Origin of the sequence: Tepidiforma sp. (assembly GCF_034433535.1) — a bacterium.
Lineage (GTDB): Bacteria > Chloroflexota > Dehalococcoidia > Tepidiformales > Tepidiformaceae > Tepidiforma.
This window is the reverse complement of sequence record NZ_DAOUAO010000228.1, coordinates 19,340-31,455: the sequence shown is the minus strand read 5'-3', so window position 1 is coordinate 31,455 and position 12,116 is coordinate 19,340. Positions and strand designations below refer to the sequence as shown.

The 12,116-nt window shown below is 70.8% G+C and carries 12 protein-coding genes; 4 read left to right on the top strand and 8 right to left on the bottom strand.

The genetic code is table 11. The features are described from left to right. The 3 genes from VAE46_RS12310 to VAE46_RS12300 all read right to left on the bottom strand — a co-directional run. On the bottom strand, positions 1-524 hold a 524-nt coding region (locus VAE46_RS12310; protein ID WP_322797234.1), incomplete at its 3' end, for a prenyltransferase. Between the two features lie 47 nt (positions 525-571). Continuing rightward, positions 572-1,051, bottom strand: a complete 480-nt coding sequence (gene ruvC, locus VAE46_RS12305) for a crossover junction endodeoxyribonuclease RuvC (protein ID WP_322797233.1) — start codon at positions 1,049-1,051, stop codon at positions 572-574. Between the two features lie 46 nt (positions 1,052-1,097). Next, positions 1,098-1,694: a MarR family winged helix-turn-helix transcriptional regulator gene (locus VAE46_RS12300; protein ID WP_322797232.1), complete on the bottom strand. Its 597-nt coding sequence runs from the start codon at positions 1,692-1,694 to the stop codon at positions 1,098-1,100. Between the two features lie 71 nt (positions 1,695-1,765). On the opposite strand from VAE46_RS12300, the gene VAE46_RS12295 reads away from it, so the two are divergent. Further along, the gene (locus VAE46_RS12295) at positions 1,766-2,353 is read left to right on the top strand and encodes a protoglobin domain-containing protein (RefSeq protein WP_322797231.1); all 588 of its coding nucleotides are present in this window, start codon (positions 1,766-1,768) and stop codon (positions 2,351-2,353) included. A gap of 7 nt (positions 2,354-2,360) precedes the next feature. On the opposite strand, the gene uvrB is transcribed toward VAE46_RS12295, so the two are convergent. The 3 genes from uvrB to VAE46_RS12280 all read right to left on the bottom strand — a co-directional run bounded on the left by uvrB (position 2,361) and on the right by VAE46_RS12280 (position 5,887). After that, on the bottom strand, positions 2,361-4,478 hold the full coding sequence (gene uvrB / locus VAE46_RS12290) for an excinuclease ABC subunit UvrB (protein ID WP_322797230.1): 2,118 nt from the start codon (positions 4,476-4,478) through the stop codon (positions 2,361-2,363). Positions 4,479-4,665: 187 nt separating this feature from the next. Then, entirely contained in the window at positions 4,666-5,463 is a 798-nt protein-coding gene (locus VAE46_RS12285; RefSeq protein ID WP_322797229.1) for an enoyl-CoA hydratase/isomerase family protein, read from the bottom strand. 79 nt (positions 5,464-5,542) lie between these two features. Beyond that, positions 5,543-5,887 carry a hypothetical protein gene (locus VAE46_RS12280; RefSeq protein WP_322797228.1) on the bottom strand — a complete coding sequence of 115 codons (345 nt, stop codon included), beginning with the start codon at positions 5,885-5,887 and terminating at the stop codon, positions 5,543-5,545. A 156-nt stretch (positions 5,888-6,043) separates the two neighbouring features. Between VAE46_RS12280 and VAE46_RS12275 the strand changes: the two genes are divergently transcribed. Then, the gene (locus VAE46_RS12275; protein WP_322797227.1) at positions 6,044-6,916 is read left to right on the top strand and encodes a glucose 1-dehydrogenase; all 873 of its coding nucleotides are present in this window, start codon (positions 6,044-6,046) and stop codon (positions 6,914-6,916) included. Here the strand turns inward: VAE46_RS12275 and VAE46_RS12270 are convergent. Together VAE46_RS12270 and obgE are read right to left on the bottom strand one after the other, a co-directional pair. Continuing rightward, on the bottom strand, positions 6,913-7,695 hold the full coding sequence (locus tag VAE46_RS12270; protein WP_322797226.1) for an enoyl-CoA hydratase/isomerase family protein: 783 nt from the start codon (positions 7,693-7,695) through the stop codon (positions 6,913-6,915). The two genes, VAE46_RS12275 and VAE46_RS12270, sit on opposite strands and share 4 nt — an antisense overlap. Before the next feature lie 230 nt (positions 7,696-7,925). Then, complete coding sequence (gene obgE, locus VAE46_RS12265) at positions 7,926-9,185, bottom strand: GTPase ObgE (RefSeq protein WP_322797225.1); 1,260 nt, start codon at positions 9,183-9,185, stop codon at positions 7,926-7,928. 343 nt (positions 9,186-9,528) lie between these two features. On the opposite strand from obgE, the gene VAE46_RS12260 reads away from it, so the two are divergent. Together VAE46_RS12260 and VAE46_RS12255 are read left to right on the top strand one after the other, a co-directional pair. Next, positions 9,529-10,272, top strand: a complete 744-nt coding sequence (locus VAE46_RS12260; RefSeq protein ID WP_322797224.1) for a PIG-L deacetylase family protein — start codon at positions 9,529-9,531, stop codon at positions 10,270-10,272. Positions 10,273-10,373: 101 nt separating this feature from the next. Then, positions 10,374-12,107, top strand: coding sequence for a PEP-utilizing enzyme (locus tag VAE46_RS12255; protein WP_322797223.1), 1,734 nt, complete (start codon positions 10,374-10,376; stop codon positions 12,105-12,107). Positions 12,108-12,116: the final 9 nt, after the last annotated feature.

Sequence of the window (12,116 nt, the reverse complement as noted above, 5' to 3'; positions counted from 1 at the left end):
AGCGAGGCGACGAACGCATCGAGCGTCCAGCGTTCGAGCTGCACGAAGGCCGCCCCCATCACGATGACCGGCCCCATGAAGATGTAGACCACCACTTCGCCCAGCCCGATGTAGGCCAGGTGGAGCGGCCAGCCGGTATAGAGGAAGCCCGCCGCCAGCGCCGCCGCCCCCACCCAGAGCAGCTGCCAGCTGACCGCCGCGCAGAGGACGAGCCCGATGGCCGCCCCTGCGGCGAAACAGACGAGCCCCGCCCCGAGCACCTGCCGCGGGGTCAGCAGGCCCTGCTGGATGGCGCCCGGCGGCCCGGGGATGCCCGGGCGGTCGCTGCCCTTGCGGTAATCGAAGTAGTCGTTGGTGAAGTTGGTCCCGGCGAGGAAGAGCACCGAGCCGAGGATGGCGAGTGCCGCCGTCCACCAGGTGAAGGATTCGGGCGCGGCCAGCAGCGTGCCGACGAGCGCCGGGATGGCTGCGGTGGTAAACGAAACGGGCCGGGAGGCAGCGAACCACTGGCGCGGCGACGGCATGGCGCTGAGCGTATCGGCCCGCGCCCCCGGGCGGAAGTAACGCCCCCTCACGCCCCGAGGCGGCCGTGGGCCCAGTGGGTAATCGCCACGGCCAGGGCATCGGCGGCATCGGCCGGGCGCGGCGGCGCCGAAAGTCCCAGCTGAAAGGCCACCATCCGCGCCACCTGCTCCTTCTCCCCCCGGCCGTACCCGGCGACCGCCTGCTTCACCAGCAGGGGCGCATACTCGGCCACCTCCAGCCCGGCATCGGCCAGGCCGATGAGCGCCGCCGCCCGGGCGCTGCCGAGCAGCATCGCGCTGCGCGCATTCTCGCCCACGTAGCCCGCTTCGATCGCCGCCGCCGCCGCGCCCGTCTCCCGCGCCAGCGCGGCCACCCCATCGCGCAGGGCCACCAGCCGCACGGCCAGCGGGTCGCTCGCGCGGGTGCGCAGCACGCCGTGCCGGACGTGCACCGCGCGGGCGCCGTCCACCTCGATGATGCCGTAGCCGGTGATGTTCAGGCCGGGGTCGATGCCGATGATGCGCATGGCGCCATGGTGCGGCATCGCCCGCCGCAGCGCGAAGCGCCGGGTGTCACCGGGCAGCCGGGGTGTGCTCCGGGCACTCCATCGCCGCCTCGTCCTCGCTCAGGTCGCGCGCGATGAGCGCACAGCGGTGCGGGCGGGGCTCGCCGGGATGCGCCAGCGGCCGGAAGTGGACGCAGCCGGCGCACGGCGCACTGACCACCAGCCGCCCGGCCCGCACTTCGGCCGCCACCACCTTCGCCAGGGCGGCCTCGAAAGCGCCCAGTTCGGACGGGCTGAGCGCGGCCAGCGACTCCGCGAGCCCCGATTGCCAGCGCTCCAGCCGCGCCCAGGCGGCCCAGCCCGCTGCTGTCAGCGCCAGCACCGATTGCCGACCATCGAACGGATGAGGCCGACGCTCCAGCAGGCTCCGCTCCACCAGGGGGTTCACGATCCCCACCGCTGTCGGCGCGCGCACGCCAAGTACCCGCGCCAGCTGGCCCGGCGTCGCCATCTCCGGGCGGGTCTTCGCCGCGAACCGCAGCACGGCGACCTGCGCGGGCGTCAGCCCCTCGGCCTGGCCCTGCTCCCGCGCCTCGGCCTCCGCGGCCCGCGCCAGCCGCAGGAGGGCCATGGCAATCCCGGCCGCGCGCGCGTCGTGCTCCACGGTTGACATCGTACGGTAGGATGCCTACTGTTTGCATTCGTTAGGTATCCTACTGAACTGGAGGCCACACCATGACCGCACCCACCATCCCGGGCTATCGGTACGGCGACCCCGCCCTCCCGGCCCCACCCATCGATGCGGCCGGCCTGCGCGACCTCTTCGCGGCCTGCCTGCTCAGCGACGAGGACCTCGCCGCCCTGCGCGAAGCCGCGCCCATCATCGAGCCGCAGGTGGAGGCTATCCTCGATACCTGGTACGGCTTCGTCGGCAGCCACCCGTTCCTGCTGGCTGCGTTCAGCACCAGCGAAGGCCCCGACCAGCGCTACCTGGCCGCCGTGCGGGCACGTTTCGGCCAGTGGATCCGCGATACCCTCCGCGCCGACTACGATGCCCGCTGGGCGGCGTACCAGCTGGAAGTCGGCCGTCGCCATGCCGCCGCCAAGGGCCGCACCGATGGGGTCGCGGGCACACCCGAGGTCGTTCCCTTCCGCCACGTGGTGGCCCTCGTGGTGCCGATTACGGCGACCATGCGCCCGTTCCTGGCGAAGGGCGCGCGCGATGCGGAGCACCTCGAGCGGATGCACCAGGCGTGGGTCAAGGCGGTGGTCCTCTCGGTGGCGCTCTGGTCGGCAGCCTACGTGCGCGAGGGCTGGTGGTAGGCGGGCCTCAGCGGCGGTAGCGGCGCGAGCGGTCCCGGCCGCCGGCCTGGCTCCGCCCGAAGCGCAGCGGGCCGCCGCGGCCGGCCGCCGCCGCGAAGGCCGCCAGCTCCTCGGCATCGGTCCCCACCAGCTCGCGGCGCAGCTCCACGATGCGGTCGCGCAGGGCGGCGGCCTTCTCGAACTCCAGGTTCTTCGCTGCGGCCTTCATCTGCGATTCCAGCTCCTTCACCACCCGCAGCAGTTCGTCCTTCGGCATGGCCGCCAGGTCGCCGCCGGCGTCGTAGGCGGGCTTCTCCTCGGCCGCCTGCATGCGCACGTGGTCGGTGATGTCGCGCACCGCCTTCTGGATGCTCGCAGCCTGGATGCCGTGGGCCCGGTTGTACTCCTCCTGGATGCGCCGGCGCCGGTAGGTCTCGTCGATCGCCTGCTGCATGCTGCCGGTGATGGTGTCGGCGTACATCACCACCCGGCCCTCCACGTGGCGCGCCGCCCGCCCGATGGTCTGGATGAGCGACCGGTTCGACCGCAGGTACCCTTCCTTGTCGGCATCGAGGATGCAGACGAGCGACACCTCCGGCAGGTCGAGCCCCTCGCGCAGGAGGTTGATGCCGACCACCACGTCGTACACCCCGAGGCGCAGGTCGCGCAGGATCTCCACCCGGTCGAGCGTCTCCACCTCGGAGTGGAGGTAGTGGGTCTTGATGCCCATCTCCTTGAGGTAGTCCGCCAGGTCCTCCGCCATTTTCTTCGTCAGGGTGGTGACCAGCGCGCGCTGGCCCTTATCGATGACGCGCCGGATCTCGTCCATCAGGTCATCGACCTGGTTCTTCGTGGGCTTCACCACGATCTCCGGGTCGAGCAGGCCGGTGGGGCGGATGACCTGCTCCACCACCTGGCTCGAGACCTTCAGCTCGTAGTCGCCAGGGGTGGCGCTCACGAAGATCGCCTGGTTGATGTGGCGGTCGAACTCCTCGAAGGTGAGCGGGCGGTTATCGAGCGCGCTCGGCAGGCGGAAGCCGAACTCGACGAGCGTCTCCTTGCGCGCGCGGTCGCCGAAGTACTGGCCCTGCACCTGCGGCAGCGTGATGTGGGACTCATCGACCACCAGCAGCCAGTCATCGGGGAAGTAATCGAGCAGGCACCACGGCGTCGAACCGGGCTCGCGCGCCTGCAGGTGGCGGGAGTAGTTCTCGATGCCGGCGCAGTAGCCGGCCTCGCGCAGCGCCTCGATGTCGTAGTGGGTGCGCTCCTCCAGCCGGGCCGCCTCGAGGATCTTGCCCTGCGAGCGGAGGAAGGCGAGCTGCTCCTCCAGCTCCTTTTCGATGCCGGCGATCGCCTGCTCGAGCCGGTCGGCGGTGGTCACGAAGTGCTTCGCCGGGTAGATCTCGATCTCGTCGCGTTCGGCCACGATCTCGCCGGTGAGCGGGTCGAGCTCGACGATGCGCTCCACTTCGTCGCCCCAGAAATCGATGCGGACCGCCAGCTCTTCGTAGCTGGGGAGGATGGTGAGCGAATCGCCGCGGACGCGGAACTTGCCGCGCACCACGCTCTGGTCGTTCCGCTCGTACTGCATCGAGACCATCCGCCGGACGGCGTCCTGCCGGCTGAACTTCTCGCCCTTGCGGAAGCGGAGGACGAATTCGAGGTACTCCTGCGGCTCGCCGAGGCCATAGATGCAGCTCACGCTGGCCACGATGATCACGTCGCGCCGGGTGAAGAGCGCCCGGGTGGCCGCGTGGCGCAGCTTGTCGATCTCGTCGTTGATGTCCGCGTCCTTGGCGATGTAGGTGTCGGTCCGCGGGATGTAGGCCTCCGGCTGGTAGTAGTCGTAGTAGCTGACGAAGTACTCGACCGCGTTGTCGGGGAAGAACTCTTTCAGCTCGGCGCAGAGCTGGGCCGCCAGCGTCTTGTTGTGCGCCAGCACGAGCGTGGGGCGGTTCACCCGGGCGATGACGTTCGCGATGGTGAACGTCTTGCCCGAGCCGGTGACCCCGAGGAGCGTCTGGTAGCGGTCGCCCCGTTCGAGCCCGGCCACGAGGGCGTCGATCGCCTGCGGCTGGTCGCCGGTGGGCTGGAAGTCGGAGACGAGCCGGAAGGCCGAGGGGTTGCGCAGCGCGGTCGCCATGACACCCAGTGTAGCCCACCGCCCGGCGCGGCGAGGGGGTAACCGGCGGGCGGCGAGAAGGGCAGGCGCATCCCGGCCTGCGCCCGCGAACGGCGGCCCGTGTGCGGGCGGCGATCGCTCCGTTTGCCCCTGGGGACCGGCGCCGGGAGCCGCCCCGGCATGCTCGCCGGGGCCGATGAACGGACGGTTAGCGGCCCTGGAACTGCGGCGGCCGCTTTTCGAGGAAGGCGCGGCGCGCCTCCTTGCCGTCCTCGCTGGCAAAGGCCATGCGGATGCTGGCCAATTCCAGCCGGCACTGGGCCTCGAGGTCGATCGGCGTCGTCGCCTTCACCACGGTCCGCTTCGTCAGCCGCATGGTGATCGGCGAAACGGTGGCGCACAGCCCCTGGCAGTACTCTTCCACCCGCTGCTCCCAGCGCTCGTCATCGACCACTTCGCCGACGAGCCCGAGGCGGAGCGCCTCCTCGGCATCGACCGTCTTGTTCTCGAGCAGGAAGCGCATGGTCTGTTCGTAGCCGATCGCCTGCGAGAGGGTGAACGTCATGCCGCCATCCGGCGAGCCGCCGATGCGCGGGTAGCCGGCGAGGATGCGGGCGCTGCGCTTCATCAGGCGGATATCGGTGGCCAGGGCGAGCGAGAGGCCGGCGCCGACCGCCACGCCGTTGATGGCGCCGATGATCGGCTTCTCGCAGCGCTGGCGGAGGGTGAGCAGGAACTGCGAGACCCAGCCAAGGTCGTCGAGCTGGGTGTTGAGCGGCGTCTTCGGGCTGTAATCGCCGGGGCCGCGAAGGTCGAGCCCCGAGCAGAAGGCATCGCCGGTGCCGGTGAGGCAGATCACCCAGGCGTTGTCCTCCTCCATCGCCGCTTCGATGGCGCCGACGACGCCCCAGGCGAGCTCCTGGCTGAGCGCGTTCTTCACCTCGGGGCGGTTGAGGCGGATGGTGCGGACGTGGCCGCGGTCTTCGACGACGACGAGGTCGGACATGGGGCTGGCTCCGGTGGTGTGGTGAGGGGATGGTACGCGACTCGGTTGCAAACAGCTATCGACCGGCTCCCTCGCGCAGCTACCCGCCCGTGGAGTCCTCGAGCAGCCAGGCGAGCGCCGCACGGCGCTCCCTGAACACGGCCATCTGCCTGCCTTCGTGCACGCCGGCCAGCTGGAACGCCTGCCGCGCCAGCCCAAAGACCAGCGCCCCGGGGGCATAGACGACCGCGCGGATGCCGCGCGCTGCCGCCTGGATGGCCGCTGCCGCCAGCTCGGAGGGGGTCAGTTCCGCCTTCTCGACCTGGGACCCATCCACGAACAGCCGGGTCCCGGGCTCCAGCTCCAGCCAGGTGCCCTCGCCGAGCCAGTCCGAGGTCAGCTCGGCCGGGAGGACGATAGTGACGAATGTCCGGTTTTCGCCCATGCTCTGCCCCCGCTGAGGCCGTCCGGGCGGGAGCGGACCGCCACCTGCTGCACATCGTACGCGGGCGAGTCAAGCCATCGACCAGGGCGCCGTCGCGCCTCCCCGTCGCGGCCCGTAGACTCCCCAACCACACCAGCAGCTGCAGGGGGTTCGAACATGGGCAGCCTCGAAGGGCAGGTCGCGGTCGTCACCGGCGGCGCCAGCGGCATCGGCGAGCAAACGGTCCGCACCTTCGTCGAAGCGGGCGCGCGCGTCGTCATCGCCGATGTGCAGGAGGAGCGCGGCCACCACCTCGCCGAGGCGCTCGGCACGCAGGCCAGCTTCCTCCGCACCGACGTGGCCGAGGAGGCCCAGGTGGCGGCAGCGGTCGACCACGCCGTGAGCCGCTGGGGCCGGCTCGATGTGATGTTCAACAACGCCGGCTTTGGCGGGGTCTCCGGGCCGATCGATGAGCTCGACCTGGCCGAGTACGACCGCACGATGGCCGTCCTCCTGCGCGGGGTGTTCGCCGGCGCGAAGCACGCCGCCCGGGTGATGAAACCCGCGCGCCGCGGGGTCATCCTGAACACCGCCAGCGTGGCGGGCCTGCAGGCCGGCTTCGGGCCGGCGGTCTACAGCGCGGCCAAGGCGGCGGTGGCCCACCTCAGCCGCTGCCTCGCGGTCGAACTGGCCGAATTCGGTATCCGCGTGAACGCCATCTGCCCGGGCGTAACGGTGACGCACATCTTCACCGCGCCGATGGGCCTGAGCGGCGCCGCCGCCGAGGCGGTCCTGCCCCGGATCGATGCCGCGCTCGCCAGCTGGGCGCCGCTGGGACGCTCGGGGCAGCCCGCCGACATCGCCAACGCTGCGCTCTGGCTCGCCTCCGATGCCGCCTCGTACGTCACCGGCCAGGCGATCGTCGTCGATGGCGGGCTGACCGCCGGCCGGCGGCTCGATGAGTTCGGCGAGCGGCTGGCGGCGGCCATGGGGATCACCCCCGAGCAGTGGCAGGCGCTGCGCGAGGCCGCCCGCCGCGGCAGCGCCTAGCGGAACTTCGCCGGCCGCTTCTCCTGGAAGGCAGCCACCGCCTCGCGGTGCTCGGGGGTGCTGTAGCACTCGCTGATGCGGCCGTGCTCGAGCCGCATCACCTCGTTGTAGTCGGGGTTGGCGGCGTTCTTCGTGATGAGCTCTTTGATCCAGCCCATCTGCCGGTCCGGGTTCTGGGCGAGCAGGTTGGCGTACTCCATCGCCGCGTCCATCAGCTGCTCGTGGGGCACCACCTTCTGCACGAGCCCCGTGCGGAAGGCTTCCTGGGCATCGACCAGCCGGCCCGTGAGGCACATGTCGCTGGCCATGCCGAACCCCACCCGCTGGGTGAGGAAGTAGGTGCTCGCCAGCTCCGGGACGAGGCCCATCTTCACGAAGAACATGCCGAAACGGGCCTGCTCGGAGGCGATGATGATGTCCATCGGCAGGATCGAGGTGAGCCCCACGCCGACGCAGACGCCGTTGACGGCCGCGATCATCGGCTTCGAGGTGCGGACCAGCTCGACGTAGTTGGTGTCATCGCGCTCCTCCTGGCGGGCCTGCCCCTGCGAATCGAGGCCGCGCTGGAAGGCGTCGCGCACATCGGCGCCGGCGCAGAAGCCCCGACCCGCGCCCGTGAGGATGATCGAGGCCACCTCCGGGTCGGCGTTGGCGCGGCGGAAGGCGTCGTTGCGCTCGGCCGCCATCTTCCAGGTCCAGGCGTTCAGCCGCTCGGGGCGGTTCATCGTGATGACAACCGTGTGACCCCGCTTCTCGTAGAGGATCTGCTCGTACTCCATCTCTCGCGCCTCCGCGGTGGGGATTGCGCGCGCAGCCTACTCCGTTCCCCGCCGCCCCACCACCTCACCGGGGGGAAGGGGAGAAAGGGAGAGGGGGCGAAGGGGAGGGCTCGCCACTCCTGACTCTCGGTAGGCGGCACGGCGGACTGGGGCTCCCGGCTCCCGGGCGGCGGGGAGGGACGGGCGGGGCTCCCGGCTCCCCCCACCTTCAACCTCCCACCTCCCACCTCCTACCCCTCCCAGGGGATTTCCACGCTCCCGAAGACCATCACATCGCCGGGGCGGATGCCGAGCTGCCGCAGCTCCTTCGCGATCCCCCAGCGCTCCAGCCGCCGCATGATTTCGTCGCGCGAGCCGGGCATGCCGGTCTCCGTCATCTCGACGAACGTCACCGCCGTGTACCCCTCCACCACGTACCGCCCATCCTCATCCACCGTGACGGTGAACCGGTCGACCGGCTCGGGGCGCAGCACGGGCACCTCCGCGGGGCCGGCCGCCTCCGCCCTGTCGCGCTCGGCTGTCACCAGGGCCATCAGCTCCTCCTTGAGCGGCTCGATGCCGGTCCCATCGTGTGCCGAAACGACCCGCACCGGCCGCCCCAGGTGGGCCGCCAGGGTTGCCGCCGAGGCCTCGGCCCGCGCGGGGTCGAGGTCGGCCTTGGTCACCGCCACCACTCGCGCCACCTCCTCGAGCGCCGGGTCGTAGGCGCGCAACTCGCCCTCGATCAGCTCGTAGTCGGTCACCGGGTCGGGCGATTCCGAGGAGACCAGGTGCAGGAGCACCCGGCAGCGCCGGATGTGCTTGAGGAATTCGAAGCCGAGCCCGTACCCCTCGGAGGCGCCCTCCACCAGCCCGGGCAGGTCGGCCAGGGTGAAGCGCTCCCAGCCGACGTTGACCACGCCCAGCATCGGCTCGAGCGTGGTGAACGGGTAGCTGGCGATTTTCGGCTTCGCGTTCGACACCGCTGCCAGCAGCGTCGACTTGCCGGCGTTCGGCAGCCCAATAAGCCCGACATCGGCGAGCAGGCGGAGTTCGAGGCGCAGGCGGCGCTCCTCACCTTCCTGGCCTTTCTGCGAGAAGGACGGCGTCTGGTTCGTGGGGGTGGCGAACCGCTTGTTGCCCCAGCCGCCGCGCCCGCCGTGGGCCACCAGCACCTCATCGCCCACGCTGCGCAGGTCGGCGATGAACTCGCCGGTCTCGGCATCGTGCACCACGGTACCGACCGGGACTTCAAGCACCAGGTCCTCGCCGTTGGCGCCGTGCTTCAGATTGGGACCGCCGTTCGCGCCGGGGCCGGCCTGGAACCGCCGCCGCGAGCGGTACAGTTCGAGCGTGTACACGTCATCGACCGCGCGCAGGAAGACGCGTCCCCCGCGCCCGCCATCGCCGCCGTCCGGGCCGCCCTGGGGCACGAACTTCTCGCGGTGGTAGCTCACCAGCCCGTGGCCGCCGTTCCCGCCCTTCACCGTGATCTCGACCGCATCGAGCATCGAAGCTGTTCCTCTCTTCCCATCCAACCATCTCATGGAAGAGAGGGAAAGGAACAGCAGCAGCAGGCGGGTTCGGATCGTTGGGTTCAGCTTCGGCGCAAGTTCGCGCGGGGCGTCGGGAAAGCCGTTCGGTTGCGGGCGGGAAACGGTCCTGGTCCGGGCTGGAGGCCCCGGCACACCCGGGCCGGCTACCGCGCTTCGAACGCTGAACCCAACGCCTGTGCGGCTTCGAACCCAACGCCTTCCCAACGCCTTCCCAACGCCTTCCGAACGGCTGCCGGCGGCCCGCGCATCCCTCCGCTACGATGGTTGCACCACGCTACGCACAAGCCACGGAGGCCCTATGTCCGTCACCGATTTCGTTCCGCCCAGCGCCATGGTCGTCGTCGCCCACCCGGATGACGCCGAGTTCATGTGCGCCGGGACGATCGCGAAATGGACCGCCGCAGGCTGCCGCGTCGTCTATGTGGTCATCACGAAGGGCGACAAGGGCAGCGACGACCCGGAGATGACGACGGAGCGGCTCGCCCGGGTCCGCGAGGCGGAGCAGCGCGCCGCGGGGGCGATCCTCGGGGTGCAGGCGTTCGAATTCCTCGGCTACCCGGACGGCTACCTCCAGCCTACGCTCGAGCTCCGGCGCGACCTCGCCCGCGTGATCCGCCGCCACCGCCCGCACACGGTCATCACCTTCGACCCGACCAACCGCTTCTTCTCCGATACCTACGTGAACCACCCCGACCACCGCGCTGCCGGCGATGCCGCGCTCGACGCCGTCTTCCCCACGGCGCGCGACCGCCTCACCTTCCCCGAGCTGCTGGTGGATGGCTATGAACCGTGGAAGGTGCGGCAGGTGTGGCTCGCGCCGGCCGCCCAGCCGAATACGTGGGTCGATATCTCTGCCACGCTCGAGCAGAAGAAGCAGGCGCTGCTCGCCCACCCCAGCCAGCTCGGGCCGGAGGTGGTCGAGTTCGCCGAGAGCATGGCCCGGGTGGCCGGCGCCGCGCACGGCCTGGAGGCCGCCGAGGCCTTCCGCCGCATCATCCTGGAGGCCGACCCGGTGCACGAGGGCGCCGCGTACCCAGGCTGACCGGCCAGCAAGCGAACCATACCACCCATACACGGCTTCTATGGCAGAATACGGCCCCGGCGCACCATCGCCGCCATGACTCCCTGCCCCTGGAGGCCTGTATGAAACCCTGGGTGGTCGGCAGCCGCCCGAGCAAACGCTACCCGCTCTGGACCCGCGCCAACGTCGGCGAGGTTTTCCCCGACCCGGTCGCGCCGCTCTCGTTTTCGCTCCTGATGGAGGAGGACACCGAGGGGGCCTGGCGCGATGCGCTCGTCCGGATGGGTGCCTTCACCCACGACGAGTTCGCGCCCGGCGAGATGGAGACGCTGGGAATCTTCGGCTCCTACTGCTACCTGAACGCCCAGGTTACCCGCATCCTCGGGGAGCGCGCCCCGGGGCTCTCCGCCCAGGCCATGGACGACCTGTTCTACGGCGCACAGCCGGGCATCCCGCCCTACGAACCCGCGCCCGGCGACCACAACGAGGAGCGCACCGCCGACCTGGCAAGGACCTTCGAGTGGGCCATGAGCGTGCAGCACCTGGAGCGCCCCGCGCTCGATGCGAAACGGATGGCCGGGCTGCGCGCCTCCCGCCCCGAGCTGGAGAAGCTGACCAACCGCGCCCTCTGGGCCTACGGCAAGGGGCTCGCCCTGGCGCATCACCGCCGCCTCTTCAGCGAGCACATCTTCACCACCTTCCTCTCCACCGTCCCCGTCGGCGCGGTGACCCAGATCTGCACCGCCGTGGGCCGCCCGGCCGATGCCCTGCGCGTCATCCAGGGCGTCGGCGACGTGGAGTCGGCTGCGCCCTCGCTGGCCATGTGGAAGATGGGCCGCATGGTCGCGGCCGACCGCGAGCTGACGGCCGCCTTCGATGCCGGCGTCGAGGGCCTGCTTGATCGCATCCGCGGCCTCGGCGAGAGCGGACAGCGCTTCCTCGAGGCCTTCGATGCCTTCCTCTACGACTACGGCTGCCGCGGCCCGAACGAGTGGGAGACGCGCTGTCACACCTGGGAGACGAAGCCCGAGCTCGCCCTGGCCGCCATCGACCGGATGCGGCTGGCGCCGGAGAGCGCCTCGCCCGAGCTGCGCAACCGGGAACTGGCCGCCGAGCGCGAGCGGGTCACCCAGGAGATCGCCGCGATGCTCGCCGGCGACCCGCAGACCCAGGGGCTCTTCCTCGCCGCCGCCAACGCCGCCCGCGTCTTCCAGGCCGGCCGCGAACGCACCAAGACGAACAACATCCGCATGGTCCACGAGGTGCGCATGGCGCTGCACACCATCGGCCGCCGGATGGTGCAGGCCGGACACCTCGACGACGTCGGCGATTACGCCTTCCTCCTCGCCGATGAGTTCGATGACTGGCTCGAGAACCCGGCGAAGTACCGCGGCGTCATCGCCGAGCGGAAGGCGCTCTACGAGGAGTACGCCAGCCGCCAGGAGCCATTCGTCTTCTGGGGCGAAATCCCCGACCCCGAGACCTGGCCGAAGAAGTCCGATGTCGTCATCGAACCGGCGAAGCCCGGCGACGTCCTCCAGGGCTTCCAGGGCTGCGCCGGCAAGGCCACCGGCCGCGCCCGCGTGGTGCTCGACCCGCTCGACCCGCGCGGCCTCGAGCCCGGCGATATCCTCGTCGCCCCCATCACCGACCCCTCCTGGACACCGCTCTTCGTGCCTGCCGCCGCCGTGGTGGTCGATGTCGGCGCCGCCCAGAGCCACGCGATGATCGTCAGCCGCGAACTGGGCATCCCCTGCGTGCCCTCGGTCACCAACGCCACGAAGCGCATCCCCGACGGCGCGACCATCACCGTCGACGGCGACGCCGGGACGGTGACGGTCGTTGCCCTGCCGTAGGAGGCCGGC

Excerpts from the sequence above, each read along its gene's own strand:
- ruvC (WP_322797233.1), bottom strand. The coding sequence starts at position 1,051 with ATGCGCATCATCGGCATCGACCCCGGCCTGAACATCACCGGCTACGGC.
- VAE46_RS12295 (WP_322797231.1), top strand. The coding sequence starts at position 1,766 with ATGACCGCACCCACCATCCCGGGCTATCGGTACGGCGACCCCGCCCTC.
- uvrB (WP_322797230.1), bottom strand. The coding sequence starts at position 4,478 with ATGGCGACCGCGCTGCGCAACCCCTCGGCCTTCCGGCTCGTCTCCGAC.
- VAE46_RS12285 (WP_322797229.1), bottom strand. The coding sequence starts at position 5,463 with ATGTCCGACCTCGTCGTCGTCGAAGACCGCGGCCACGTCCGCACCATC.
- VAE46_RS12280 (WP_322797228.1), bottom strand. The coding sequence starts at position 5,887 with ATGGGCGAAAACCGGACATTCGTCACTATCGTCCTCCCGGCCGAGCTG.
- VAE46_RS12275 (WP_322797227.1), top strand. The coding sequence starts at position 6,044 with ATGGGCAGCCTCGAAGGGCAGGTCGCGGTCGTCACCGGCGGCGCCAGC.
- VAE46_RS12270 (WP_322797226.1), bottom strand. The coding sequence starts at position 7,695 with ATGGAGTACGAGCAGATCCTCTACGAGAAGCGGGGTCACACGGTTGTC.
- obgE (WP_322797225.1), bottom strand. The coding sequence starts at position 9,185 with ATGCTCGATGCGGTCGAGATCACGGTGAAGGGCGGGAACGGCGGCCAC.
- VAE46_RS12260 (WP_322797224.1), top strand. The coding sequence starts at position 9,529 with ATGTCCGTCACCGATTTCGTTCCGCCCAGCGCCATGGTCGTCGTCGCC.
- VAE46_RS12255 (WP_322797223.1), top strand. The coding sequence starts at position 10,374 with ATGAAACCCTGGGTGGTCGGCAGCCGCCCGAGCAAACGCTACCCGCTC.